The 26,220-nt window shown below is 69.2% G+C and carries 22 protein-coding genes and 2 pseudogenes; 8 read left to right on the top strand and 16 right to left on the bottom strand.

The window, feature by feature from the left end; genetic code table 11:
• Window positions 1–55 precede the first annotated feature (55 nt).
• On the top strand, window positions 56–1,081 hold the full coding sequence (locus OG878_RS15280; protein ID WP_443049116.1) for a 4-hydroxy-3-methylbut-2-enyl diphosphate reductase: 1,026 nt from the start codon (window positions 56–58) through the stop codon (window positions 1,079–1,081).
• Between the two features lie 104 nt (window positions 1,082–1,185).
• Entirely contained in the window at window positions 1,186–1,923 is a 738-nt protein-coding gene (gene ppgK / locus OG878_RS15275; RefSeq protein ID WP_328887307.1) for a polyphosphate--glucose phosphotransferase, read from the top strand.
• Window positions 1,924–1,947: 24 nt separating this feature from the next.
• Here the strand turns inward: ppgK and OG878_RS15270 are convergent, their stop codons facing one another.
• The gene (locus OG878_RS15270; protein WP_443049115.1) at window positions 1,948–2,565 is read right to left on the bottom strand and encodes a DUF6542 domain-containing protein; all 618 of its coding nucleotides are present in this window, start codon (window positions 2,563–2,565) and stop codon (window positions 1,948–1,950) included.
• A gap of 195 nt (window positions 2,566–2,760) precedes the next feature.
• Here OG878_RS15270 and ychF point away from each other — a divergent pair, with 195 nt between their 5' ends.
• Complete coding sequence (gene ychF, locus OG878_RS15265; RefSeq protein ID WP_328887306.1) at window positions 2,761–3,849, top strand: redox-regulated ATPase YchF; 1,089 nt, start codon at window positions 2,761–2,763, stop codon at window positions 3,847–3,849.
• 745 nt (window positions 3,850–4,594) lie between these two features.
• Window positions 4,595–4,771: pseudogene (locus tag OG878_RS42270) on the top strand (helicase associated domain-containing protein); the annotation flags it as partial.
• 537 nt (window positions 4,772–5,308) lie between these two features.
• On the opposite strand, the gene OG878_RS15260 reads toward OG878_RS42270, so the two are convergent.
• The 4 genes from OG878_RS15260 to OG878_RS15245 form a co-directional block, all read right to left on the bottom strand.
• Complete coding sequence (locus OG878_RS15260) at window positions 5,309–5,701, bottom strand: carboxymuconolactone decarboxylase family protein (protein ID WP_328887305.1); 393 nt, start codon at window positions 5,699–5,701, stop codon at window positions 5,309–5,311.
• A 361-nt stretch (window positions 5,702–6,062) separates the two neighbouring features.
• Window positions 6,063–7,514 carry an aldehyde dehydrogenase gene (locus tag OG878_RS15255; RefSeq protein ID WP_328887304.1) on the bottom strand — a complete coding sequence of 484 codons (1,452 nt, stop codon included), beginning with the start codon at window positions 7,512–7,514 and terminating at the stop codon, window positions 6,063–6,065.
• A 259-nt stretch (window positions 7,515–7,773) separates the two neighbouring features.
• Window positions 7,774–8,658, bottom strand: a complete 885-nt coding sequence (locus tag OG878_RS15250; RefSeq protein WP_328887303.1) for an SDR family NAD(P)-dependent oxidoreductase — start codon at window positions 8,656–8,658, stop codon at window positions 7,774–7,776.
• Window positions 8,659–8,793: 135 nt separating this feature from the next.
• Complete coding sequence (locus OG878_RS15245; protein ID WP_328887302.1) at window positions 8,794–9,633, bottom strand: oxidoreductase; 840 nt, start codon at window positions 9,631–9,633, stop codon at window positions 8,794–8,796.
• A 169-nt stretch (window positions 9,634–9,802) separates the two neighbouring features.
• On the opposite strand from OG878_RS15245, the gene OG878_RS15240 reads away from it, so the two are divergent.
• The 3 genes and pseudogenes from OG878_RS15240 (at window position 9,803) to OG878_RS15230 (ending at window position 12,712) form a co-directional block, all read left to right on the top strand.
• A complete protein-coding gene (locus OG878_RS15240) occupies window positions 9,803–10,348 on the top strand; it encodes a TetR/AcrR family transcriptional regulator (RefSeq protein WP_328887301.1) in 546 nt (181 codons plus the stop codon).
• A 135-nt stretch (window positions 10,349–10,483) separates the two neighbouring features.
• Window positions 10,484–11,181: pseudogene (locus OG878_RS15235) on the top strand (NAD(P)/FAD-dependent oxidoreductase); the annotation flags it as partial.
• A 661-nt stretch (window positions 11,182–11,842) separates the two neighbouring features.
• The gene (locus OG878_RS15230) at window positions 11,843–12,712 is read left to right on the top strand and encodes a helix-turn-helix transcriptional regulator (protein ID WP_328887300.1); all 870 of its coding nucleotides are present in this window, start codon (window positions 11,843–11,845) and stop codon (window positions 12,710–12,712) included.
• Between the two features lie 212 nt (window positions 12,713–12,924).
• Here OG878_RS15230 and OG878_RS15225 read toward each other — a convergent pair whose 3' ends face one another.
• The 9 genes from OG878_RS15225 to OG878_RS15185 all read right to left on the bottom strand — a co-directional run bounded on the left by OG878_RS15225 (window position 12,925) and on the right by OG878_RS15185 (window position 23,703).
• The gene (locus OG878_RS15225) at window positions 12,925–14,115 is read right to left on the bottom strand and encodes a thiolase family protein (protein WP_328887299.1); all 1,191 of its coding nucleotides are present in this window, start codon (window positions 14,113–14,115) and stop codon (window positions 12,925–12,927) included.
• Complete coding sequence (locus OG878_RS15220) at window positions 14,112–14,762, bottom strand: CoA transferase subunit B (RefSeq protein ID WP_328887298.1); 651 nt, start codon at window positions 14,760–14,762, stop codon at window positions 14,112–14,114. Before OG878_RS15220 ends, OG878_RS15225 begins: the two co-directional genes overlap by 4 nt.
• The gene (locus OG878_RS15215) at window positions 14,759–15,517 is read right to left on the bottom strand and encodes a CoA transferase subunit A (protein ID WP_328887297.1); all 759 of its coding nucleotides are present in this window, start codon (window positions 15,515–15,517) and stop codon (window positions 14,759–14,761) included. The genes OG878_RS15220 and OG878_RS15215 overlap by 4 nt, the downstream gene beginning before the upstream one ends.
• A gap of 10 nt (window positions 15,518–15,527) precedes the next feature.
• Window positions 15,528–17,300, bottom strand: coding sequence for an FAD-dependent oxidoreductase (locus tag OG878_RS15210; RefSeq protein WP_328887296.1), 1,773 nt, complete (start codon window positions 17,298–17,300; stop codon window positions 15,528–15,530).
• Window positions 17,301–17,317: 17 nt separating this feature from the next.
• Entirely contained in the window at window positions 17,318–19,246 is a 1,929-nt protein-coding gene (locus tag OG878_RS15205) for a maleylacetate reductase and hydroxyquinol 1,2-dioxygenase domain-containing protein (RefSeq protein ID WP_328887295.1), read from the bottom strand.
• Between the two features lie 749 nt (window positions 19,247–19,995).
• A complete protein-coding gene (locus OG878_RS15200; RefSeq protein ID WP_328884926.1) occupies window positions 19,996–20,781 on the bottom strand; it encodes an ABC transporter permease in 786 nt (261 codons plus the stop codon).
• Entirely contained in the window at window positions 20,778–21,761 is a 984-nt protein-coding gene (locus tag OG878_RS15195; RefSeq protein WP_328887294.1) for an ATP-binding cassette domain-containing protein, read from the bottom strand. The genes OG878_RS15200 and OG878_RS15195 overlap by 4 nt, the downstream gene beginning before the upstream one ends.
• A gap of 28 nt (window positions 21,762–21,789) precedes the next feature.
• The gene (locus OG878_RS15190; RefSeq protein ID WP_328891251.1) at window positions 21,790–22,461 is read right to left on the bottom strand and encodes a DUF4097 family beta strand repeat-containing protein; all 672 of its coding nucleotides are present in this window, start codon (window positions 22,459–22,461) and stop codon (window positions 21,790–21,792) included.
• Between the two features lie 744 nt (window positions 22,462–23,205).
• The gene (locus OG878_RS15185; RefSeq protein ID WP_443049114.1) at window positions 23,206–23,703 is read right to left on the bottom strand and encodes a DUF2000 family protein; all 498 of its coding nucleotides are present in this window, start codon (window positions 23,701–23,703) and stop codon (window positions 23,206–23,208) included.
• Between the two features lie 52 nt (window positions 23,704–23,755).
• On the opposite strand from OG878_RS15185, the gene OG878_RS15180 reads away from it, so the two are divergent.
• Window positions 23,756–24,550 (top strand): helix-turn-helix transcriptional regulator, encoded by a 795-nt coding sequence (locus OG878_RS15180; protein WP_328891249.1) that lies wholly within the window; start codon window positions 23,756–23,758, stop codon window positions 24,548–24,550.
• A gap of 179 nt (window positions 24,551–24,729) precedes the next feature.
• Here the strand turns inward: OG878_RS15180 and OG878_RS15175 are convergent, their stop codons facing one another.
• Window positions 24,730–25,164: a hypothetical protein gene (locus OG878_RS15175; RefSeq protein WP_328887293.1), complete on the bottom strand. Its 435-nt coding sequence runs from the start codon at window positions 25,162–25,164 to the stop codon at window positions 24,730–24,732.
• A gap of 196 nt (window positions 25,165–25,360) precedes the next feature.
• Window positions 25,361–26,095 carry a carbonic anhydrase gene (locus tag OG878_RS15170; protein WP_328887292.1) on the bottom strand — a complete coding sequence of 245 codons (735 nt, stop codon included), beginning with the start codon at window positions 26,093–26,095 and terminating at the stop codon, window positions 25,361–25,363.
• Between the last annotated feature and the right edge of the window lie 125 nt (window positions 26,096–26,220).

The raw sequence follows: 26,220 nt of genomic DNA, 5'->3' as shown, positions 1-26,220 counted from the left end.
TACGGATCAGTCTGTCGACCCGGTCGAAGCCTCGCCTGTTCGGTACGGCCTTACGATGGGACGCATGACTGCTTCGTCCAGCCCGTCACCCGCCGCCGCCCCGAGCGAGGGCGCCACGCGCCGTGTCCTGCTCGCCGCGCCCCGTGGTTACTGCGCGGGCGTGGACCGTGCCGTGATCGCCGTCGAGAAGGCCCTGGAACAGTACGGGGCCCCGATCTACGTCCGTCACGAGATCGTGCACAACAAGTACGTCGTGCAGACCCTGGAGAAGAAGGGCGCGATCTTCGTCGACGTCACCGCGGAGGTCCCCGAGGGCTCCATCGTGATGTTCTCCGCGCACGGCGTCGCGCCGACCGTCCACGCCGAGGCCGCCGAGCGCAAGCTCGCCACGATCGACGCGACCTGCCCGCTGGTGACCAAGGTCCACAAGGAAGCCGTCCGGTTCGCCAAGGAGGACTACGACATCCTCCTGATCGGCCACGAGGGCCACGAGGAAGTCATCGGCACGAGCGGCGAGGCGCCCGACCACATCACGCTGGTCGACGGCCCCGACGACGTCGCCCATGTCTCCGTGCGCGACGAGTCGAAGGTCGTCTGGCTGTCGCAGACCACGCTCTCGGTCGACGAGACGATGGAGACGGTGGACGCGCTGAAGGAGAAGTTCCCGCAGCTGGTCTCGCCGCCCAGCGACGACATCTGCTACGCCACGCAGAACCGCCAGATCGCGGTGAAGAAGCTGGCCGAGGACGCCGAGCTGGTCATCGTCGTCGGCTCCAAGAACTCCTCGAACTCCATCCGCATGGTCGAGGTCGCCCTGGACGCGGGCGCCCCCGCGGCGCACCTGGTGGACTTCGCGAGCGAGATCGACGAGGCCTGGCTGGAGGGTGTCACCACGGTCGGTCTCACCTCCGGTGCCTCGGTGCCCGACGTGCTCGTGGACGGCGTGCTGGAGTGGCTGGCCGAGCGTGGTTACGGCGACGTGGAGACGGTGAAGACGGCCGACGAGTCGATCACCTTCTCGCTGCCCAAGGAGCTCCGCCGCGACCTGCGCGCGGAGGCGGCGGCACTCGCCGCGGAGTAACGCGTTTCCGTACGCCCCGGAGCGAGTTCTGCTCGCTCCGGGGTGACCGGTGCACGCTCCTGGAAGAGGAGCGGGGCGCGGCGCCAGCCCGTACCGTGGATCGCATGCAGATCTTCGGCGTGGACATCGGCGGATCCGGGATCAAGGGTGCTCCCGTGGACCTGGACCGCGGAGACCTGGCGCAGGAGCGCCACAAAGTACTGACACCACAGCCCGCCACGCCCAAGGACGTGGCCGACTCCGTGGCCGAGGTGGTCGGTCATTTCGACTGGTCGGGCCCGATCGGCATCACCTTCCCGGGTGTCGTCACCGGTGGCGTCACACGCACCGCGGCCAATGTCGACAAGGGCTGGATCGACCAGGACGCCCGGAGGCTGCTCGGCGAACGGCTGGGCCTTCCGGTGACCGTCCTCAACGACGCCGACGCGGCGGGAATCGCCGAGATGAGGTTCGGCGCGGGGCGCGACCGCAAGGGGACCGTGATCGTACTGACGCTCGGTACGGGGATCGGCAGCGCGGTCTTCATCGACGGGCAGCTCGTACCCAACACCGAGCTCGGCCATCTGGAGCTCGGCGGCCACGAAGCGGAGAAGCACACCTCCACGAAGGCCAAGGAGGACGAGGACCTGAGCTGGCACCACTGGGCGCACCGGGTGCAGAAGTATCTGGCCCATCTGGAGATGCTGTTCTCGCCCGAGCTGTTCATCATCGGCGGCGGAGTGAGCCGCAAGGCCGACAAGTTCCTGCCGCTGATCGAGCACGTACGGGCCGAGATGGTGCCCGCGGAGCTGCAGAACAACGCGGGCATCGTGGGTGCGGCCATGGCGGCGGCAGGCCGGTAACGGTCCCGCTCCCGCCCTCGCGCGTCACGCCTGGGGACGCTGGGGAGGCCGGGCGGGGGGCTCGGTCCGTGCGGCGCGCGCCGCCTGAGCAGCCAGCAGCCGCCGCCGACGGCGCTGCCGCATCAGCCGGACCTTGCGCACGCTGGCGATGACCCCCGCGATGAGCGTGCCGCCGTACAGCCAGCCGGCATGGACGGCGAGTGCGGTGACGACCGCCATCGTCTGACCGCCGAAGCCCCCCGTGCCGCCCGCGATCGGAATCACACCGACGGTGAACGCGATCGGCACGCTGATCGGCGCCGTCACCAGGTCCGCGGGCCGCACCCAGAGTGCGGTCAGGGCGCTGACCGGCAGGAACAGCACCCCGTACAGGACCGACGAGCCATCGAACAGCAGCCAGTCGAGGCAGGCCAGCGCGAACATGACGGCGGCGGCGAACAGTCCCGCACCGATGCCGGTCAGCCGTGGATTGGGCAGCCTGCGCAGGGCGAGCACGGCGGGCGGCACCGGTCGTGTGCGCCCGCCGGGCATGCGCACCACCCGGTAGACGGTGGATGCGTCGTCGAGGGTGCCCTGCGGGGACAGCGGGGCCTGCTGCGACGACTGCCGGTGCTGAGGGGGACGGGTTCTGGGCTGCTCCACCGGGACAACGTAGGTCGCGGGACGGGAGTGGAGAGGCGTTGGACACGCCCTTTGAATGACCTTGGCGGTGAGTTCGATGCCACATGGCCGAACAGGAGGCGGGCCGGCCCGCGACCGCACGCGTGACTGCCCGCTTGCCCCCGCCCGTAAACTGGAGAGTCGGATCACCCGTCCTTACTCCAGGAAGTCGCCAACGTGTCGCTCACGATCGGAATCGTCGGTCTGCCGAATGTCGGCAAGTCGACCCTGTTCAACGCCCTGACCAAGAACGACGTGCTGGCGGCCAACTACCCGTTCGCCACGATCGAGCCGAACGTCGGCGTCGTCGGCGTCCCTGACGCCCGCCTGAACACGCTGGCCGAGATCTTCGGCTCGCAGCGCCTGCTCCCGGCGACCGTCGACTTCGTCGACATCGCCGGCATCGTCCGCGGCGCGAGCGAAGGCGAGGGGCTGGGCAACAAGTTCCTCGCGAACATCCGCGAGTCGGACGCGATCTGCCAGGTCATCCGGGCCTTCAAGGACGAGAACGTCGTCCACGTCGACGGCAAGGTCTCGCCCAAGGACGACATCGAGACGATCCACACCGAGCTGATCCTCGCCGACCTCCAGTCCGTCGAGAAGGCGATCCCGCGCCTCACGAAGGAATCCCGCCTCCAGAAGGACAAGGTCGCGGTCCTCGCGGCGGTCGAGGAGGCCCAGAAGATCCTGGAGGCGGGCGACACCCTCTTCCACGCGGGCATCACCGCCGGCACGGAGAAGGGCAGGCTCCTGCACGAGCTGCACCTCCTCACCACCAAGCCCTTCCTCTACGTCTTCAACGTCGACGAGGACGAGCTGGTCGACGAGGACTTCAAGAACACGCAGCGCGCCCTGGTCGCCCCCGCCGAGGCGATCTTCCTCAACGCCAAGATCGAGTCCGAACTGATCGAGCTCGACGACGACGAGGCCCTCGAACTCCTCCAGTCCATGGGGCAGGACGAGCCCGGCCTGGCCACCCTCGGCCGCGTCGGCTTCGACACCCTGGGCCTCCAGACCTACCTCACGGCAGGCCCGAAGGAAGCCCGCGCCTGGACGATCAAGAAGGGCGCCACGGCCCCCGAGGCGGCCGGTGTCATCCACACCGACTTCCAGAAGGGCTTCATCAAGGCGGAGATCGTCTCCTTCGAGGACCTGGTCGAGACGGGCTCGGTCGCCGAGGCCCGTGCGAAGGGCAAGGCCCGCATGGAGGGCAAGGACTACGTGATGCAGGACGGCGACGTGGTGGAGTTCCGCTTCAACGTGTGAGCGCGTCGTCAGAGGTGGCCTGACCTGCAGCGATGCAGGTCGGGCCGCACGGCTGTCCGTAACAGTCCGCAGAACCTCGGTACCGCACTCGGGGGCCCAGAGCGCGTCCGTGGTCCTCTTCGACAAGCGCCAGCGCCAAGTCGATGCCGGCCGTCATACCCGCCGAGGTGTATGTGGCGCCGTCACGGACGGGGTTCGCGTCGGGATCGACGTGACTCGAGCCCGTGCGCGGCCTTCCAGTGCGTGGTCGCACGTTTACCGTTCAGGAGCCCGGCGGCTGCGAGGACGAACGCCCCGTTGATGGACACCATCCTGCCCACACCGAGTGCCAGAGTGGATACGGCCTCGATGACGCCACGTGCGCGACGGGATCACGGGGGTAGAAGTCCGTGCCGGACACCATGAGCGTGTGGGCGGCGGCCGAGGTTGCGGCGTCGTCGACCCCGATCCTGATTTCGAGGGAAAAGGTGACGTCCGCTCCGGTCGGCGAAAGCAGCACCATGCGGTAGTCGGCGCCGAACCTGTTCGCCTCCGCGAACAGCAAGCGATCCCGCCATGTCCGAGTTGCCGCGCTTCCGCCGCATAGAGCAGACGGCACTGCCGCTCGTTGAGATGCGGAGTCACCGCCTCGAACTTCGCACGCATCGGGCCGATCAACTCATCGAAACGGCCCCTATCACATCGACGAACCCAAGTACCGTAAGTAACCCATAAATTCGCGACGCCTCCGTGGTGGGCGGCCGAACACGGGCACCTGTTGCCGCCCGCGACAGCGGTCCGGAACGGATACCCCGTTGGGGTCTGGGCCCAAAACCAGCGGACGGCCGGTCGCCTGGCGGCCGAGATCAACGAGTGCGGGGAGGCGGGGCTGCCGGTCGGCTCCATCGCAGGCGTGCTGTCCGAACAGCGCCGCGACGCCCTCGATGACATCGACCCCTCGTGGTGGCCGCCGTGGGACGTCGGCTGGCAGCGCTGCTACCGGCTCTGCCACGACCTGTTCGAAGCCGGCGCCCCGCTGCTCAGCCGGCCCGGCGAGATGACGGTCCAGGGCGAGGACCTGGGCAAGTGGGTCCGGGCGCAGCGCCTGAACTGGGACACCCTGCTTCCCGCGCAGGCCTGGATGCTGGAGAACATGCTCGACCTCAGCCCCGCAGCACCCGAGGAAAAGCCGCAGGCGTCCCGTACACAGGCCGACAAGTGGGCGGCATTCGGGCCGCCCGGCAGGTCCACGTCCGTGAGGGAAGCCTCCAGGTGCCCAGGAAGCACGTCGAGGAAGTGGACGGCGTGCCATGCAAGTTGGGCATGTCGTGGACAAAACCCGCCGCAGAGCCGACAAGCTGTCGCCGGAGCGGCACTCCGAACTCGTCGCACTCGGCATGCGCTGGTAGCCGGCAGTGCGGCAATGGGCCGGGCCAGGGCGCGGTTTCCCTCGGGTATGACTGGAGGACGTCCACTGGCGTCAGACGGGGTTGGAGGAAGTGTCCTCGGCGAAGACGGACAAGGCGACCTGGTACGTCTCGAAGGCGCGGGCCGCTCCTGCGTAGACGGCGAGGTGGATGAAGAGGTCAACGATCTCGTCTTGACTGACGCCGCTGTTGAGCGCGATGCGCAACTGCCCGCGCAGCGGTTCGAACGCGCCCAGTGTCGCGGCGATGGCGACGGAGACCAGGGATCGGTCGTGCGTCGACAGAGCGGTACGGGTCCATGAGTCCCCGAACGCATGCACCGTCGCGACCTTGCGGAAGTCGGCTCCGGAGGCCGGTTCGCCGGGGCTCATCGGGAGTTCTAGGCGCTGACCCAAGAGTTCACTTGCGGTGTTTAGCGCCTGCTCGTAGACGTTGTCCGTGCCCATCTCTACTCCTTGTTGGTTGGTCGTACGGGGTTGTGAGCCGGCGGTCCGGACCACCACGCACCGTTCAGAGCTCAGTTGCGGGTCAGGGTGGTTCCCCACTCGTTGCGGGTTGCTGCTTCGCCGGGGTGGCGGGACAACTGTTCGTCGCACCAAGCTGTTTTCCACGCTCGCACCGTGTGCAATCGATCTGCTCGGTCGGGGGAACCGTCCGGGCTACAGGGCGTGGATCGAATGTCCCGTCCGGACTGCGACGGCGGGGCTCCCCCGTGGTCTTCGAGCGGGCCCCTGGGTGGTGGGCAGATCGGGGAGCAATGCGGGACGGCCCCTTCGTTCTCCGGCAGCCCGTCCCGCTGGGGTGTGACTACCGGGTGCGGGTGATCGACTTGTGCTCGACGTAGCCGGTCAGACCGACCTTGCCGTACTCGCGGCCGAGGCCGCTGGCCTTGTAGCCGCCGAAGGGGCCGTCGAAGCTGATCGGTGATCCGTTCAGCGTGACTGTGCCGGTGCGCAGCCGTCGGGCGGTGGCCAGGGCGCGGTCGGGATCCGAGGTCCAGATACCGCCGGACAGGCCGTACTCGGAGTCGTTGGCGATGCGGACGGCATCGTCATCGGAGTCGTAGGCGATGACGACCAGAACCGGGCCGAAGATCTCCTCCTGCGCGATGCGCATGCTGTTGTCGACGTCGGCGAACACGGTGGGGGTGACGTAGTTGCCCTTCCCCAGGCCTTCGGGGACGTGCGGGCCGCCGGTCACCAGACGCGCGCCGTCTTCGATACCGATGTTGATGTAGTCGATGACGCGCTGCTGCTGGTCACGGCGGATCATCGGGCCGATGAAGGTGTCGGGGGCGGAGGGGTCGCCGACCTTCAGTGACTCGACCATCTCCTTCACCGCGGCCACGACCTCCTCGTAACGGCTGCGGGGGGCCAGGATGCGGGTCTGCAGGATGCACGCCTCGCCGTTGTTGCCCAGGGAGCCGAACCGCAGACCTTGCATTGCGGCCGTGAGGTCCGCATCGTCCAGGATGAGTGCGGCGGACTTGCCGCCCAACTCCAGGCCCACCCGCTTAAGCTGCTCGCCGGCGATGGAGGCGATGCGGCGGCCGGCCCGCGTCGAACCGGTGAAGGAGATCTTGTCCACCCCGGCATGCGAGACGAGGTACTCGCTGGTCTGACGGTCCGCCGGAAGGACGCTGAGCACGCCCTCGGGCAGGCCGGCCTCATGCCAGAGGTCCGCCAGCAGGGCCATGCTCAGCGAGTTCTCCGGGGAGACCTTCAGCACGACGGTGTTACCGGCCAACAGGGCCGGGATCAGCTTGGCGGTGGCGGCGGAAAACGGCGAGTTCCACGGTATGACCGCGGCGACCACACCGATTGCCTCGCGGCGCACGATGGTGTCGAAGGTCACCGACGGGTCGGACGGCGCGACGACCTCTTCCCAGCCGAACTCTTCGGCCGCTTTGAGGTAGGCGTTGACCTGGCGGGTCAGAAAGGGCTGGCCGACCTTGGTGAACCAGCCGGCGGAACCGTTCTCCGCGGAGATCGCCGCGGCAATCTCGTCGGCGCGGGCGGTACGCAGCGCGTCGTAACGACGCACGACTTCCTGACGTTCTGTCGGCGTGGTGTGTGGCCACGGACCGTGGTCGAAGGCAGCGCGGGCCGCGGTGACGGCCTTGTCCACGTCGGCCGGCGCGGCCTGCGCCACGCGGCCGAGCACTGACTGGTCGTGCGGGGAGAGGATGTCGAGCGTCAGCTCCGGAGCGCTGGGAGAAACCCAGGAACCACCGATGTACAGATTGTCGCGCACAGTCATGTCTGTCATTCCTTCAAGTGCATTGGCGGATAAGGAAGAAGGAGGGAGATGTGGGGCACGCATCGCCGGTGCGCACCCCGATCGGTGCTGCGCCGGCGGACGAGCTGCGGGTGCGGCCGGGGACTACGTTGCCGTCGGTCGTGGTCGCACGCTCTGGGGCGTGCGCCCAGCAGCGCGCAGAAGTTCGTTGTGGTGATGTCGCCGGCAGTCGGGCAGGGGCGGACGCGGCCCGGGCGGCCGGCCCGTGGAGCGCTCCCGGTCAGCCCTTTTCGGGTGGGCGGACCATCTGGGCGACCGCGGAGTCGGCGAAATCGCCGAGTCCGTCGCGGTCGGTGGACACACTGAGCTCACGCCACTGCGCGTCCTCCACAGCACGTGCCCGGGCGATCTGCGGCGCGAGCCAGGCCGCGTCGGAGCCCAGAAGAAGCCGCGTCGGCGGGGCTGGCTCCTCGGTGAGGCGCAGGATCACGGCGGCCATCTTGGCCGGGTCACCACGCTGCACGTCGGGGTTGTTGTTGTAGGTTCGGGCGAAGGCGCCGACCGTTTCCTCGTACTCGTCGTGGATGTCCGGCACCGGCATCGGGGCGGCCGCCCAGGGGGTGCAGATGCCGCCCGGCTCCACCAGCGTGACGCGGATCCCGATGGGGCCGACCTCACGCGCGAGGATCTCGGTGAACCCGCCCAGCGCCCACTTCGACGACTGGTAGGCACCCAGACCTGGCTGGTTGCGCCGGCCTCCGATGGTGGAGAGGTTGATGATGCTGCCCGAACGACGCGGGCGCATCACCGGAAGCACGGCACGCACCGTGTTGACCGCGCCGAAAAAATTGACGTTCACATCGCGGTGGAACTCGTCCTCGGACGTGTCCTCGATCGAGCCGATACTTCGGACGCCGGCGCTGTTCACGAGCACGTCGACGGCTCCGAACTCGGCGACCGCGTGGGCGACCGCGTCACGCGCGGAGGCCGGGTCGGTCACGTCCAGGGCGCGTACGCGCAGCCGGTCACGGTGCTCGTGGGGGACGGGCACCGTGACGGGTGCCAGGTCGGTCGCCACGACGTTGTGGCCGGCGGCGAGCGCCGCCGCGACGACACGGCCGCCCAAGCCCCTGGCGGCACCGGCTATCAGAAAGGTCTTGGTCATTGTTTCTCGTCCCTACTGGGAATCGGTGGCCTACCCGGCGGAGCGGGGCAGTCGGTTGACGCGGGAGGTCCGGGCTACGGGCGGCCCGGGGAACCGGTGCTTCGATCACCCCGCCGCCGCGCCCGCACGGTGCCGTCAGGTGGTGGGGTAGTCCGTGGAACGGCTGACCGCGGCCCACTTTTTGGCCTCGGCCAGACGGCCTTCCTCCGAGCTGATTGCGATCCCCAGGGCATCGCTGCCGAGCAGCAGCCGGCGCGGGGGCTCCTCGGCATTCACGGCGCCGATGATCGCGCGGGCCATGCGGTCCGGGTCGCCGGGCTCGTTGCCGGCGTAGTCCGCGAACCGGGCCAGCCACAGGCCCACGGTCTCCTCGTAGTCGGGGGTTATGGGACCGGAAGGCTCCGCCGCACCCGCGGCCCAGCCGGTGCGGATGCCGCCCGGCTCGACGATGGTGACGTTGACACCGAACGGTGCCACCTCGTTCGCCAATGCCTCGGAGAACCCCTCGACGGCGAACTTCGCGGTCTGGTAGGCGCTCAGGCCCGGCGTACCACCCACACGTCCGCCGATTGAGGAGATCTGCACGATGTGCCCGGACCGCTGGCGGCGCATGACAGGAAGGACCGCCCGGGTCATGTTGACCACGCCGTACAGGTTGGCATCGACCTGCGCGCGGAACTTGTCCTCGGGGAAGTCCTCGATCGAGCCGCTGGTGGCGTAGCCGGCGTTGTTGACGACGACGTCAACCGATCCGAACCGCTCCACCGCCGCGGCCACCACGTCCCGGGACTGGGACGGAGAGGTGACGTCCAGCGCCACCGCCACCAGCTGGTCCGGGTGCTCGGCCTCCAGGGAAGCCAGCGCCTCTGGTTTGCGGGAAGTCACCACAATGTTGTCGCCGGCCTCCAGGGCCGCGAGCACCAGAGCCTTACCCAGGCCCTGCGAGCCCCCCGTGATCAGCCAAGTCCGTGCCATGACGCGTGCCTCGTTTCGTCACTTGTTCACCACCCCGAACGGGACAGCAACTCCACCGTAGACGAAATTGCCTTAATTGCAACAAGGGTGATGCAGTAATTAGTAGTATTGCATCTCACAATGGGATGCTCGGCATCTAAGTGGAGCTCCTGAGTAGAATGGCGGAATCATGAGAGCCGACGCCGCGCGTAATCTGACTGCCGTCCTCCATGCCGGAGCTCAACTCCTGGCCGAGGACCCTGGCACCTCCATGGCGGCCATCGCCAGCGCCGCGGGGGTGGACCGGACCACCGTCCACCGTCGCTTCGCAAACCGTGAAGTCCTGCTCAGCGCCGTTTTCCAGGCCAAGCTCGACTCCGCCGAACGCGTTCTGGACGAAGCCCGTCTGGTGGAGGCCCCCCTGCCGGTCGCCCTCCACCGCTACCTGGAGGGGATCATCCCCGTCAGCCGCGAATGGCCGGTCGACACGCGCCTCATGATGCAGAAAGACCCCGCCGCCCGTGTCCGCCGACAGGAGCAGAGTGCGCGCCTCGACGCCTTCATTCGCCGCGCGTTGGACGAGGGATACCTGCGCGCCGACGTTGACGCGGCCTGGGCGCGGACGATTCTGGACGAACTCGTCGACACTGTCGCCCACCGGTTCCCCGACCTGGAACCTCCGCAGGCCGCCGATCTTGTCGCCGCCACCTTCCTGAACGGCCTCGGCACGACCTGACACCTCACCCACCGCGGAACAGGGCGAGCGCCGAACACGCGACACCGCTACCCGGCCGACCTGATGCGATCCTGGCCTGCGATCACGCCGGGTCCTCTGCGTCGGTCTTGCCCTCGCCGCGGTAGTCCTTGGGGCCTCAAGGAGCTGACCGACTCCGAAGGTGCCGTCCACCGCGCCAAGACGGTGATCGTCGCCACCGGCTCCGGCTACCGCAAGCTCGGACTGCCGGGTGAGGAGGATCTGTCGGGGCGCGGGGTGTCTTGGTGCGCGACGTGCGACGGCTTCTTCTTCCGTGACCGGGACATCGTCGTGGTCGGCGGCGGGGACACCGCCATGGAAGAAGCGACCTTCCTGACCCGCTTCGCCCGCTCGGTGACGATCGTGCACCGCCGCAGCCGCCTGCGAGCCTCGCAGGTGATGCAGAGCCGCGCATTCGCCGACGACAAGATCTCCTTCGCCTTCGACCGTGAGATCGCCGAACTCCACGAGAGCAGCGGCATGCTCGCCGGAGTGACGCTGCGCGATGTCTTCACCGAGGAGACCGCCGCCTGGACGTGACCGGGCTGTTCATCGCGATCGGGCACGACCCCCGCACTGAGCTCTTCGCCGACCAGCTCGACCTCGACTCAGAGGGTTACATCACCGTCCAAGCCCCCACCACCCGCACCGGCATCCCCGGGGTGATCGCCGCCGGTGACGTCGTCGACCACTCCTACCGCCAAGCCATCACCGCGGCCGGCACCGGCTGCGCCGCCGCCATGGACGCCGAGCGCTACCTCGCCGGCATCGGCGACGCGTCTACGGCCAGCGAGCCGGCCCAGGCAATGGCCTGACCCGAGGACTCACGGAACCACCGGTATGGCTCCTTCGCGTACCGCTGGCGCGGCCGTCCGGACCTGAGGCTGGAACGGTGAGAACCGATGATGGTGGGCCCGGACTGCCTGCGGAGGGCAGGCGGTCCGCAGGCAGTCCGCAGGACGCTCGTAGACCCCGGTCGAAAGCCAACGCAAGGCAACGCCAGAGTGCCTGGTCAGAGCCGTGATCGTCGCTCCGCCGCAGGTCAGATTCGACCTGGATACGTTCCGCTTCAACGTGTAGCGGTGAAATGCCACCACATCGCTGATCTGGCACATGTGCAGTTCGGAAAGGGGCCGACTATCCACGGTCGAGCCCCTGGTTTCCGACGTGCCGGCGCGAGGTTCCGGCCGGGCGCGTGCCGGAACTGAGATGCAGGCTGTCTGAGAGGTTGGGGTCCGGCGTACACACGTCGTGCTGTTCCGCGAGCGTTTCCACCGACTGCCCTCGCTTGTCGCGATCAAGCAAACGGGCGCAGTGCTTGAGCGCGCAAGTAACCACTCGGCATCGGCATGTGGGGGGCTTCCCGATCTCGGAAGCGATGGGCGACGGCTCACGTCGTTCGCCAAGGGTTCTTCTCGGAATGCCAATTTATGATTTGTTGTTCAACAATAAATGGTGCTACGAGGAGGTCATGCCATGGCGGAACTGGGTCTGGCCGACACGGTCGGCATCCTGCGACGACCCGGCATACGGACGCGGCGCAGCAGCTCCGGGCTGGGCTGGGAACGGCTGTATCTGTCCGCTCAGGAGGAGCAGCCGTATCGCGCCGCGTTCGATCCGGCCCGCACGCATCTGCTGATCCTGCACCGCAGTGGCCCCGTCACCGTGCGACGCGGGAATGGAGCGGGTGCGCGGTCACGCACGATCGGGGCCGGCGGGCTCTTTCTGCAGCCGGCCGACCGAACTCTCGCCGTCGAGCTCGGCGGCAAGCTGGACACGATCCACGCCTACCTCACGGACGAGGCGCTGCGTGACGCGAACGACGGGCGGCCCGTGGAGCTCTCGGAGGAGTTCGGCACAACGGATCCGCTCGCCGAGCAGCTCATGATCGCCCTGGAGGGCGCGGTGCGCTCGTGGGAGCCGTCGGCCCGCACCTACACCGACCACCTGACCGACATGCTGGCCGCTCAGCTCGTGCACGGGCACCACGTCGGCACGGCCCCGCCCCCGCCCGCGCCGTGCGGGTTGTCCGCCCGGCAACTCACCGCCGTACGCGAGCTCATGGAGCAGCGGCGCGGCGAACCACTGCCGATCGCGGACCTCGCCGCCGCGGCCTCACTGAGCTGCAGCCAGTTCACCCGGCAGTTCCGGGCAAGCACGGGCCAGTCACCGCACCAGTACCTGCTGCGGCTGCGCCTTGAACAGGCATGCCGGCTGCTGCGCACCGGTACTGCCCCGATCCCGGAGGTGGCCATCGCCTCCGGGTTCTCCCACCAGGAACACCTCACTCGGGTGATGCGCGCCCGGCTCGGCACGACCCCGGCCGCCTTCCGCCGAGCCGGCTGAGCGTCGGCGCGGGGGCAAGAGCGGGCCAGGGGGGGACCGACCGTCCTCGGAGGAGCTCACAAAAATGGGCGCCCGGCTCGCGACGCCCGGCATGCACGCTCGCGGCGTTGCCGAAATGTCCTGGTAGCTCCGCTACGAGGATCTTCCGGCGCCTTGTGATCGCACGCACAAGGCACCGTTCACCTTTCGATCGAAGGCCACTCGACGGGCTCTCAGCGCTCCAGTACCAGAGCCAGCGCCTGGCCCACCCCGATGCACAGCGCCGCCAGGCCCTTACCCGTACCCGCCGCGGCCAGCTGGTGGGCGACCGCGCCGGTGATGCGGGCGCCCGACGCGCCCAGCGGGTGCCCGATGGCGATGGCGCCGCCCCGCGGATTGACGATGCCCGGGTCGAGTGCCGGCAGGGCGGCCAGGCAGGCCAGGGCCTGGGCCGCGTAGGCCTCGTTCAGCTCGATCGTGTGCAGACTGTCGGGAGCAACCGCTGCCTTGGCAAGGACCTTGCGGATCGCGTCGACCGGGCCGAGTCCGAAGTACTGCGGCTCGATGCCCGTCACTGCCACCGCCCGTACCCGTGCCAGCGGCTCGCGGCCGATCGCCGCGAGTCCTTCCTCGTCGGCGAGCAACAGCGCGGACGCCCCGTCGTTGAGGGGCGAGGCGTTGCCCGCTGTGATCGTGCCGTCCGGGAGAAAGGCCGGCTTGAGCGCGGCCAGCGCCTCCAGGGAAGTGTTGTCGCGGATGCCCTCGTCCCGGGACAGGTCTACGCCCTCGACCGGGACGACCTCCCCCTCGTAGGCACCGTCGCCCCAGGCACGGGCGGCGTTGCGATGGCTGGCCAGCGCGAATGTGTCCTGTACCGCGCGGGTGATGCCGTATTTGGCTCCGACCAGTTCCGCACTCTCCCCGAGCGGAATCGTCCATTCCCTGGGCATCCGGGGGTTCACCAGCCGCCAGCCGAGTGTCGTCGAGTGAAGCTGCTGGTCCTTCGCCGGGAAAGCCCGCTCCGGCTTCTGCAGCACCCAGGGCGCGCGGCTCATCGACTCGACACCGCCCGCCACCGCGATGGACGCGTCGCCGAGCGCCACGGCGCGGGCCGCCTGGATGACGGCCTCCATACCGGATCCGCAGAGCCGGTTGACGGTGGCTCCGGGCACGCTGACCGGGAGTCCGGCGAGCAGGACGGCCATGCGGGCCACGTCGCGGTTCTCCTCCCCCGCGCCGTTGGCGTTGCCCAGCAGCACGTCGTCGATGCGCGCCGGGTCCAGGTCGGGACTGCGGTCGACGAGGGCACGCAGCACACCGGCGGCGAGGTCGTCGGGGCGTACGCCCGACAGTGCGCCGCCGTAACGGCCGAAGGGGGTACGGACGGCGTCTACGATGTACACGTCACGCGGTCGCTCGATCATCGGGGCTCCTCAGCGGGCTGGCGGTGGACGGTCAGGGGCGTCCGGGCAGTGACCTGATCGACCGTCACACCGGGTGCGGTTTCCACGAGTTCGAGGCCGTGCGGGGTGATGTCGAGCACGCACAGGTCCGTGATGATCCGGTCCACGCAGCCGCGGCCCGTGAGCGGCAACGTGCACTCTTCGACGATCTTGGAGCTGCCGTCCTTCGTCATGTGGTCCATGAGCACGACGACCCGGCGGGCGCCGTGAACCAGGTCCATCGCCCCACCCATCCCCTTGATCATCCTTCCGGGAACCGCCCAGTTGGCCAGGTCGCCGCGGACGGAGACCTGAAAGGCGCCCAGGATGGCGGTGTCGATGTGGCCGCCGCGGATCATGCCGAAGGAGAGCGAGGAGTCGAAGAAGGAGGCTCCCGGCAAGACGGTCACGGTCTCCTTGCCCGCGTTGATGAGGTCGGCGTCGACCTCGTCGGGCGACGGGTACGGTCCGACGCCGAGCAGCCCGTTCTCCGAGTGCAGGACAACGTCGACGCCCGGTGGCAGAAAGTCGGCCACGCGGGTGGGCAGCCCGATGCCGAGATTGACGTAGTCGCCGTCCCGCAGCTCGCTCGCGGCGCGTGCCGCCATCTCGTTCCTGCTCCAGCTCATCGCTCGCGCACCGTCCTCTTCTCTATTCCCTTGTCGGCCGCCTGCTCCGGGGTCAGGACCACGACGCGCTGCACGAACACCCCCGGCACATGGACCTCGTCGGGGTCGAGCTGTCCCGGCTCGACTATCTCCTCCACTTCGGCCACGGTGACGCGCCCGGCCATCGCGGCCACCGGATTGAAGTTCCGCGCCGCACGATGGAAGACGAGGTTGCCGTGCCGGTCCCCGCGCGCGGCCTTGACCAGCGCGTAGTCCGTGGTAATGGCATGCTCCAGGATGTGGTCCACGCCGTCGAAGGTCCGCACCTCCTTGGCTGGGGAGGCGACGGCGACCGATCCGTCCGCGGCGTAGCGCCAGGGCAGGCCGCCCTCCGCGACCTGCGTACCGACGCCGGCCGTGGTGTAGAAGGCCGGGATCCCGCTGCCGCCCGCCCTCAGCCGCTCGGCGAGGGTGCCCTGCGGTGTCAGCTCGACCTCCAGCTCACCCGCCAGGTACTGGCGCGCGAACTCCTTGTTCTCGCCGATGTACGAGCCCGTGACCCGGGCGATACGGCCCGCGGCCAGCAGGATGCCGAGGCCGCGGCCGTCGACGCCGCAGTTGTTCGACACGACCGTGAGGCCGCTCGCCCCGGTCGCGTGCAGGGCGCCGATGAGGACCTCCGGAACACCGCTCAGTCCGAAGCCTCCGACGGCGAACGACCGTCCGTCCGTCACGTCCGCCAGGGCCTCCTCGGCCGTGGCCACGAGCTTGTCCATACCGCTCTCCCTATCGTGCCAGCACCCGGCGGAGTGCGCCGAGCAGTTCGTCCCGCGCCGACTGTCCGGACTCGGGGGCGGTGGCGCGCCGCCAGGCGACATGACCGTCCGGGCGCACCAGCAGCACGCCGTCCTCGCCGATCTCCGAGACGCGGCTCCATTCGCCGTACGCGTCACGGGAGTTCTCGTCGCCGACGCGCACCACCCGCAGTGGCACACCGAGGGCCTCCTGGCACGCGCGTGCGGCCGTGTCCCAGGCGCCGCCCGACAGGCCGGTCAGTACGGTGAGGGCACCTTTACCGACGACGTCCAGTGTGGACACGCGCTCGCCCTGCGCGTCGACGAGCCATGCGTGCGGCAGCTTGGCGCCGGGCCGCGTCGTCGGCTGGTGCACCAACTCGCGGTCCTGCTCCCAGACTTCGACATCGCCGTCGTCGGGGAGTACCGCCGAGGAGACGTAGCGCTGGCCCATCTCGACGCCGTGCGCGTTGAACTCGTAGTTCTTGAGCTGGACCGCCTCTTCGAGGCGCCGCCTCTTCTTGGCGCCCTCGGGTGTGTGGGCCCGGAGCTGCGCGAGCCCCTCGGCGATGGCCGCCTCGGCGCTGCCGCCGCCGACGCCGAGCGCCTCGAAGATCGGACCGAACTGGTCGCGGCTGAGGTTGGCCCGTTCGACGATCTGCCGTCCGACGGGGGCGCGTTCGGCGGTGTAGCTGTTGAGCAGCTCGGGTCCGGCCTCGCCACGGATCACCATGGCGAGCTTCCAGGCGAGGTTGTAGGAGTCCTGGACGGAGGTGTTGGAGCCGAGCCCGTTCGACGGCGGGTGGCGGTGCACGGCGTCACCCGCGCAGAAGACCCTTCCACACGAGTACTCCGCGGCATAGGCGTGGTTGACGGTCCACAGTGAGGTGGAGGTGATCTCCACGGGCAGGTCGGGATCGCCGATGAGGTCGCGCACGATCTGCCGCGCCGTCTCCTCGTCCACCTCCGGCGGCGGCTGCTCTATGTCGTAGCCCCAGACCAGCAGCCATTCGTTCCACGGGCGGACCATGCGGACCAGGCCCATGCCGATGCCGCCGGTATCCGCGCCGGGCTGCAGCACCCAGTACAGGACGCTCGGCCGGTGGGCGCAGTACTGGGTGAGGTCGGCCTTGAAGACGATGTTCATGCTGCCGGCCTTGGCCATGCGGCCGTCGAAGGGGAGGCCGAGCTGCTCGGCGACCGCGCTGCGCCCGCCGTCCGCGCCGATCAAGTAGCGGGCCCGCACGGTGAACTCGTCGCCGCGGATCCGGTCGCGCAGCAGGGCGGTGACACCGTCGTCGTCCTGGGTGAAGCTGAGGAACTCGGTGTCGAAGCGGACCTTGGCACCGCGGGCCGCCGCGTTGTTCACCAGGATCGGTTCCAGGTAGGTCTGCGGCAGGTCGATCATCTCGCAGGGGCTCTTCGAGCCGTACTCGGTGGCCGTCGCGGGCCCCGTGCCCCAGCTGCGGATACGCCCGATCTCGTCCCCGGTGAGCGCGGTGCACAGCACCGTGTCCCCCATGAGGTGGGACGGGCTGCCGAACGTCAGCGCCTCGGACTCGACGCCGAGGTCGCGCAGGACCTCCATGGTCCGCTGGTTGGTGATGTGTGCACGCGGGGTGTTGGCCAGCCAGCCGTACTTCGTCACCAGCAGGGTGCGGACGCCGTAGGTGGCCAGTGCCAGGGCGGCCGAGCCGCCGGCGGGGCCGCTGCCTACGACGAGAACGTCGGTGTCGTACGTGTCGTGCGCGTCGGTGGTTGCCATGGGTGGGCGCTCCTCGGTCATCCGGCCTGGGGGGCGAGACGGAAGGTGTAGTCGAGACGGCACCACTCCCCGTCGACCGGGCGGCCGTCGGGGGCGGGGCCGGCCTGCGGCGCGAAGTCGACGATCAACTCGTCCTTGACGCCGAAGACCGTGTCGCTGTCCAGGTAGGCACCGCCTGACACGAACAGCTGGGTGACGAGCTTGCGGTGGCCGGGCGCGTCGAACATGAAGTGGAGGTGGGACGCGCGGTAGGGATGGCGCCCGACCGCGGCGAGCATCTGCCCGACCGGTCCGTCCTCGGGGATCGGGTAGTCCGAAGGCAGGATGGACCAGAAGCTGATCCGTCCCTCGGCGTCGGTGCGTAGCCTGGCCCGGAGCACCGGCCCGTCCAGATCGGGGAGTTGGACGTCGTAGAAGCCGTCCTCGTTGGACTGCCACACGTCCACGACCGCGTCCTTGACCGGCGAGCCGTCGGTGTCCGTGACCCGCACGTCCACCCAGAGCGGGGTGCCGGGCAGCCCTCCGGAGATGTCGCTGCTGTGCGCGGCCTCGGGCGGGCCCTCCACATAGAAGGGGCCGAGCACCGCGGACGGAGTGGTGTCGGGGGTGCGGGAGTTGGTGAGCAGGTCCACCACGCTGGAGACGCCGAGGGTGTCCGACAGCAGTACGAACTCCTGACGGGTCAGGCTGCAGATCTGCCCGGTGCGGGTGAGGAAGTCGATGGCGTACTGCCATTCGGCGTCGGTGACGTCGTTGGTGGCGACGAAGGTGTGCAGGTGCCGGACGAGGTCGCTCAGCAGGGTGCGGACACGGGGGTCGGGTGCCTGCGCGAAGCTCGCCACGACCTGTTCTGTGAGCCGGGCCAGTTTGGCCTCCGTGGTGGGGGGACCCTCGGGGCGGCGTCCCTGCCAGGCACCGGTCAGCATTTCCGCGATGCCCTCGGTGGTCAGCTCACGTGGGTTGGGGTACGGCGTCGAGGTGGCCAGCTCGGCCGCGCGGGCGAGGCCCGTCTCGGGCATGCCGAGGTCGCGCAGCGAGGTGGGACCGCCCAGGGAGACGATCAGGTCGTACACGCCACTGGGGGCGTCGGGCACGCCTAGGGCGTCGGCGATGCGGCGCATCACATCGGGCACCGTGGGCGCGTTGTAGGCCATGGCGTGCGGGAGGACGACGGTGTGCGTCTCGGCGTGCGGCAGGTCGAAGCTGCCGCCGAGGGTGTGGCACAGCTTGTGGTGCAGGCCCATACCGACCGTGGCGAGGCAGGTTCCGGCAAGCCAGGCCGCCTGGAGCAGGTCCGCACGTGCCTCCCGGTCGGCCGGGTCGGCTGCCAGGCGGGGCAGCGCCCGTCCGATGCGGGCGATCGCGTCGAGGGCCTGCTGGTCGGTGACCGGGTTGGCTTCCGCGGAGTACAGGGCCTCGACGGCGTGCGCGAGCGCGTTGACGCCGCTCGTGACCGTCACGGACAGCGGCAGGGTGAGGGTGAAGTCGACGTCGTAGACGACGGTTTCGGGAAGGATCGCGGGGGACGACTGCGTCACCTTGCGCCCGTCGCGGGTCTCGCCGAGTACCGGGGTCACCTCGGAGCCCGCGTACGTGGTCGGCAGGATGATCTGCGGGAGGTCTGTGCGCAGGGCCAGTGCCTTCGACAGGCCAGTCGTCGAGCCGCCCCCGACCGCCACGATGCCGTCGGCGTTGGCTTCCGTGAGCACCTCGAGGGCTCGCTCGGTCACCTCCACCGGTGTGTGCATGGCCGCGCCCTCGAACTCGTCCACCACGAGGCCGCCGAGCGCCTCACGGACCCGCGACGAGGCCGCCGCCAGGGACTGGCTGGACAGCAGCAGCACCCGGGAGCAGCCGAGCCGCTCGACCTCCGCACGGAGGCGCTCGGCTACGCCGGTACCGAACACCACCCGCGAGGGATGTGATGTGTAGACGAACGTCCCCATTGAGTTCTGCCTCCGTCTGTCATCCGGATACGTCGGTTGCTTGGCCACCGAGTATGCGAAGGGTGTCCGCGAGAACTCCTGCACGATCCGCGCATCTGTCTGCACGAAACACGCATGCGCGCCGCGGAAGCGGTCCGGCCGCGCCACATACGTGGGGCAGCGCGCCGGAGCTTGCACAGCGGTGTCGCCCGCGGTCGCTGTCCGGCTCGTTCCGCGACAGTGCGCCTCGCCGGTTTCGGTCCGCCTCAGGCCAGGATCAGCCCGCAGACATTCCGCTTCGACGTGTGAGCGGATGGATGACACCACGTTGGGTGTCCAGCAAACATGCAGCTCATAAGGGGCCGACTCCGTAGCGGGTCGACCCCTGGCTTTTCCGGCGCTGGGATGGCCCCCGGCCGCTGCACGGCCCTGATCCGTATGCGCATTCCTGGGCGCCGCGGATCCTCAGAACCGGGGTGGCTGCGCACGCGTGGGCGGGCGACTGGAACGAGTGGCGGAAACCGCTCGGGGAGCTGCGGCGCCGGGTGCGCACTGCTCGCTCGTCCGGACACCCCTTCCGTGGTGCCGTTGCTCGTGCTGGCCGAACCGCTCGGCGTGTCAATGGAGTTCCGGCTGTCGATGTCCGTGGGTGCGCGCGCGCCTGGCAGGTGGCTGGGGATGCCGGTGGGCGGCGTACGCCGACGGGGTGTCGGTGTGCGCCGCCCTTGGGTGGGACGGGGTGCGGGGGGTGGCCCGCGTGTTCATGGTGGTTACTTCGGGTCGCGGTTGAACGAGGCTGCCGACCAGCGGTAGCCGAGTGCTGCGAGTACCAGGCACCAGGCGAGGGCGAGCCATCCGTTGTGGCCGATCTCGGTGCCGAGGAGGAGGCCGCGCAGGGTTTCGATGGCGGGGGTGAAGGGCTGGTATTCGGCGATCGGCTGGAACCAGCCGGGCATTGTGTCGATCGGGGTGAAGGTGCTGGAGATGAGTGGCAGGAGGATCAGGGGCATGGCGTTGTTGCTGGCTGCCTCGGCGTTGGGGCTGGCCATGCCCATGCCGACCGCGATCCAGGTGAGTGCCAGGGCGAAGAGTGTGAGCAGTGCGAATGCGGCGAGCCATTCCAGGGCGGTGGCGCCGGTGGAGCGGAAGCCGATGGCGACGGCGACGGCGCCGACGAGGATCACGCTGGCGATCGATTGCAGGACGCTGCCGATGACGTGTCCGATGAGGACGGAGCCGCGGTGGATGGCCATGGTGCGGAAGCGGGCGATGATGCCTTCGGACATGTCGGTGGAGACGGACACGGCGGCTCCGATGACGGTGCTGCCGATGGTCATCAGCACGATGCCCGGGACGATGTAGGCGATGTACGCGGAGCGGTCGGCGCCGCCGATGCCGGCGCTCATGGTGTTGCCGAAGATGTAGACGAAGAGCAGCAGCAGCATGACCGGGGTGAGCAGCAGGTTCAGGGTCAGGGACGGGTAGCGCCGGGCGTGCAGGAGGTTGCGGCGCAGCATTGTGGAGGAGTCGCGCACGGCGAGGGAGAGGGAGCTCATCGGACTGTCTCCTTGGGCTGGTTGGGCTGGTTGGGCTGGTTGGGCTGGTTGGGCACGGTGGTGTTGGCGGTGAGGGCGAAGAACACGTCGTCGAGGTCGGGGGTGTGCACGGTCAGTTCGTCCGCCTCGATGCCGGCCGAGTCCAGCCGGTCGAGGATCGAGCGCAGTTCGCGCTGGCTGCCGTCGCTGGGGATCTGCAACGACAGTGCTTCGTCGTCCCGGGAGGCCTCGCCCAACTCGGAGGCGGCCGACTGGTACGCCGCCGGGTCGGTGAAGCGGAGCCGGATGTGTCCGCCGGGGATGAGCCGCTTGAGTTCCTCGGCGCTGCCCTCGGCGGCGATCTTGCCGTCATGAAGTACTGCGATGTGGTCGGCGAGTTCGTCGGCCTCGTCGAGGTACTGGGTGGTGAGGAAGACGGTGACACCGCCCGTGACGAGTTCGCGGATGATGCCCCACATGTTGTGGCGGGCGCGTGGGTCGAGTCCGGTGGTGGGCTCGTCGAGGAAGATGATCCGGGGGTTGCCGACCAGGGTCATGGCGATGTCGAGGCGGCGCTTCATTCCGCCGGAGTAGGTGGAGGCGGGCTTCTTCGCCGCGTCGACGAGGTCGAAGCGCTCCAGGAGTTCGGCGGCGACCTGCCGGCCCTCGCGTTTGGACAGGTGGTGCAGGTCCGCCATGAGGAGCATGTTCTCCTCGCCGGTGATCAGCCCGTCGACGGCGGAGAACTGGCCGGTGACACCGATCGCGGTCCGCACGGCCTGCGGGTCGGCGCTCAGGTCGTGGCCCGCGACCTGGGCCTGGCCGCCGTCGGCGGAGATGAGCGTGGACAGGATCTTCACGGCGGTGGTCTTGCCGGCGCCGTTCGGGCCGAGCAGCGCGAACACGGTCCCGGCCGGGACGGCCAGGTCGATGCCGTCGAGCACGGTCTTGTCGCCGTACGACTTACGCAGCCCGTTCGCCGCGATGGCCAAGCTGGTCATGAGGGGTGCTCCTTCTGGAAGCTGCGGGTCAGAGACTGCGGGCGGTGATGTCGCCGTAGGCGGTGGTCGCGTGGATGCTCAGGCCGGCGGCGTCGCCGTCGGTGTTCTTGAGCGCGTTGTGGACCCGGCCGTAGGTGGTGCCGGCGTCCAGGGAGGCGGAGACGCCGCGGGCGGCGCCGACCGAGATCTCGCCGGACTCGGTGCGCAGAGTGACCGTGCCGCGCACGGCCTCGGCGATCCGGAGGTCACCCTTTTGGGTGCTGATCCGAGCGGGGCCGCCCAGGCGGCCGACCGAGACGTCGCCGGCGAGGAGGGTGAGGTGGGCGCTCGCGACCTCGTCGATCTTGACCGAGCCCTGCGCGCTCTCGAAAGCGACGTCGCCGAGCCGTCCGACGCCTCGGAACTCGGCGCCGGCCGCCTTCGCCTCGATGCGGGAGCCGGCGGGCAGCTGGACGGTCACCTCGACGGATCCGGAGCTGCCGAGGATCCGGTTCTTCGCCGGTGAGGCCTCGATCCGCAGGACGCCGTCGCCGTATTCGACCGTGATCTGCTCCGCCGCCTTCACATCGCGGCCCTTCGAGGCATCCGCGGGCAGGACCTCGACCGTGGTGTCGGCCCGGTCGGCGGCGATGATCTGGATGCGCCCTGCGGGGATGTCGAGGACGGCGGAGATCGGTGCGGGGCTGTCGAACTTCTGCATCATGCTCTCCACTCTTCTGCGGCGTGCGCTCCGTCGGCCCGCCGTTTCTGATGATGGAAAAGCTACGTTGCATTCAGAGATCTGGCAACGAATCTGTTGCGCACTATTACGGTAATTGCAGGTGAAAGGCGTGAAATTGTTGCAATGGTTTGCCGTCTAATGCAACAGCCCTCATCTCGGTCATTGCAATGAATGGAGGTGAACGCTATGCCTCAGATGCCACGGACCGCGATGGAGACCGCCACGCCGGGAGGCGGGCTCACCCGGCAGGGCAGCGTTTCCGCAGGCGGAGGTTCCGCGTCAGGTGTTCCGCTTTGACGCCTGACGGTCCATGAAGGAAGTGCCCGGCGGGTCGGGCAGAGGCGTCCGGCCGTGTCGAGTCCTCGCCCCGCGAGGCACTGCGGCGTCGGCGCCGGCCCCGTTGGCGCGACGGCGGTCGGCGTGTCGGACCTTGACGGCCTCTCGGTTCTCTCGGAACCGTGTTTCTGCAGGTGGGAGTGGCGTGATCGGCATCCGGTCACCTGTCCGAGGTGCTCCGGCCGGAGACCGCGTACGCGTCGGGCCGGTCACCCTTGCCGCCGGTCGGCCTCGGTATGCCCGCCTTCCTGATGGAGCGGTACGACCCCGCCGACGAGGCGTCCTGTCGCCGCCTCCGCCCGGTTGCGGGCTCGTGATGACCGCCTGCGGCCGCCGACCGGGTGGTCGACGGCCGCAGGCAAAGTCCCTGTGGCGAGGCCGCGTTGCTCAGGGGTGCATGCGCGCACCCTTGAGCACCTTGTCCACCGCGTTGCGCGGCCCGTACACGGCGATCCCCACCAGATCGAGCTGGTCCTTGCCCACGGCTCGTACCGCCGCCCGGTTGTCCCGGTCATTGCCTGTGGCGAACAGATCCGATGTGAACACGGCACAGGGGAGCGAGCGGGACAGCGCACGACTGTGTGCGGCGGTCAGTGTCTCCTTCGTTCCCTCGAAGACCAGTACGGGCTGGCGGAACATCGGCAGGTACGGCGTGCCGTCGGCGTCCGTGTACGGCTCCCCGATCACCTCGGGTGACACCGTGCCGAGCCCGCTGACCAGGAAGGCGGTCACGTTCAGCCGCTGCCAATGCTCAAGGTCGTCGCGCAGCAGAACTGCGATCTTGGTGTCGAAGCGGACAGGCATGTCCTCGTCCCCCGCACCGGTCCCGGGTCCGACCTCGGTCCCGGCGCCGGCGCCGGCCTCGGATTCGTTCGTGATTCTCATGCCGTGAGACTGCCGGGTGCACGGCCTCCCGGTCTTGTACGTTCTTTGCGTGATGCCGAGGCAGGAGATCTCAGCCTGGCGCCCACCGGTCGCGGGTGTCGTGGAGGTGTTCCACGCCCGCTTCACCGAGCACGCGTACCCCATGCACGTCCACGACGCCTGGACTTTGCTGATCGTCGACGACGGCGCGGTCCGCTACGACCTGGACCGCCACGAGCACGGCACTCCGAAGGACACCGTGAGCCTGCTTCCGCCGCAGGTCCCGCACAACGGCTCACCTGCCACCCCCGACGGTTTCCGCAAGCGCGTGCTCTACCTCGACATGACGCAGCTGGACGAGCGTTTCATCGGGCCGGCGGTGGACGGCCCGGACCTCACCGACCCTCTCCTGCGCAGACGCGTCGGGCAGCTGCACACGGTCCTCGCGAACCGGGGCGAGGAGCTGGAGGCGGAGAGCCGGCTGGCCCTGATCGGCGAGCGGCTGCGCATGCACTTGCGCCCCAGCGTGACCATCGGTAGCGCAGCGCCCGGCCGCAGCGTCGCCCGGAGCCTGCGTGACCTCCTCGACGAACGACTGATCGCCGGCGTCACCTTGGACGAGGCCGCGCGCTCGCTCCACGCCCACCCCGCTCATCTCGTACGTGCTTTCAGCGGCGCCTTCGGTATCGCCCCGCACCAGTACGTGGTGTCCCGCCGCGTCGACCTGGCCCGCCGTCTCCTGCTCGACGGACAGCCGCCGCGCGAGGTGGCGGCCGCCGCAGGCTTTCACGACCAGTCCCACCTCACCCGGCACTTCAAGCGGATCATGGGCACCACTCCTGGCCTGTACGCCAGGGCCGTCGATTGAGCAGGGGCCGTTCCGCGTCGACGTCCGGCGCCGGCCATGGCATCCGGGTACGCGCTCCGGTGATGACACAGGTCGAGCGGGGTCGCCCCTTCCGGAGCCGCCTTGCTGCCGTTCCCGCCGTTGGGCCCGGGCCGGACCTCATCGGCGGGGCCGGGCCTCATCGGCCCGGGCGGGCCGGCTCACGCCGTCTGCGCGGTGGACGCCGACGCGGGCCGCCTGAAGGCCGAGCGGATGTTCCAGGACGCCACGCCGAGGCACAGCAGCCCGGTCCCCCCGGGCAGTAGCCAGCCGCTGGCGCTGTCCTCCACGGCAGCGGTCGAGGACGGCCCGTCCACCCGCGTGGCCACGGCCGATGTCGGTGGCTTGTCGAACGTGGTGTCGACCTCGACCTGCGCGATCCTGAACGTGTGGTCGTCGGCCTCGAACGGACCGCGGCACGTCCAGTTGCTCTCGCCCCGTCGCGATTCCGCGACCTCACAGTGTTCGGCCCGGAACTGCCCGGCGGTACCGGTCAGTTGGGTGTCCGCGCGCAACATGCTCGCGCCGATCAGGTAGATGCCCCCGCCCAGTCCCAGGACCGTGGTCCACAGTCGTCTCGGACCCATGCGCGCCATGCGCGTCCCCCGTCATGTCAATCGTGTGTGCGCCGATGTCCCCTGGGGGCCGGTCGCACGCAGCGTAGTTGATCACATCCACGGGGGGAGAGCCCTTTTCTGAGCTCTCCCGGTCGCAGGCGAGAGCTCCGGCAGTCCGTCGTCGCGCCGTGCATCCTCACCGGCGCGACGACGCGCGTACATCTCGTCCGACCGGTCAGGAAGGTGCGCCGGCCAGGACTTCCACCTTTCCGGTGTCGAGCGAGTAATACGCGCCGACCACAGCAAGGGCGCCCTTTCGCACGAGTGGGGCCAGGTCCTGGTTGGAGCGCAGATCTGCGGCCGTCAGCTCGACCTGGGCGCGGGCCATGGTCTCGACCGGGTCGGTGCCGCCTTCCTTGAACGCCCGGTCGTACGCCGGCTGCAGAGCCGTGGTGATCGCCTGCAGGTTTCCCGTCAGTGGTTTGCCGTCACGGATGGACTTGTACGCCGCCGCAACCGCGCCGCAACGCTGATGCCCGAGGACCACGATGAGCGGAGTGCCACTCGTCAGGGGCCCGTACTCCACGGACCCCGTGACCACCGGGCCGACCGCCTCCCCGCCGGTGCGCATCACGTAGAGGTCACCCAGCCCGGTGTCGAAGAGCAGTTCCGGTGGCACCCGGGAATCGATGCACGAGAGGACCGATCCGAAGGGTTCCTGCTCCTGGGCCACGAGCTGGCGCCGGGTCGGATCCCGGTCGGGATGGTGCAGGTCTCCGCTCACCCAGCGCTTGTTGCCGTCCATCAGTCTCGCGAACGCTGCGGCGGGCGTGGTCGGCCGCGCCTCGGGTGAAGTGTTGGTCACCAATGGGGTGGCGCTCGTCGACGAGCACCCCGCGAGCGCGACCGTGGCGACCGCGAGTCCGCCGGCGAGCAGGGCTCTGCGATCCGAATGCGCCGTTCTGTCCATCGGTCGTTCCCTTCGGTGCGCTGAGATCGGTCCGTACGTCTTGACCAGGGCGATTGTTCAGCTCGGCACGGTGGCCCGACGGCAGGCGCAAGCGGATGCGTGCCGGTTTGCCACTGACGGCCCAC

This window comes from Streptomyces sp. NBC_00316, from assembly GCF_036158715.1.
Lineage (GTDB): Bacteria > Actinomycetota > Actinomycetes > Streptomycetales > Streptomycetaceae > Streptomyces.
The sequence above is the reverse complement of the archived record's forward strand: the minus strand, read 5'-3'. Positions and strand labels throughout refer to the sequence as shown.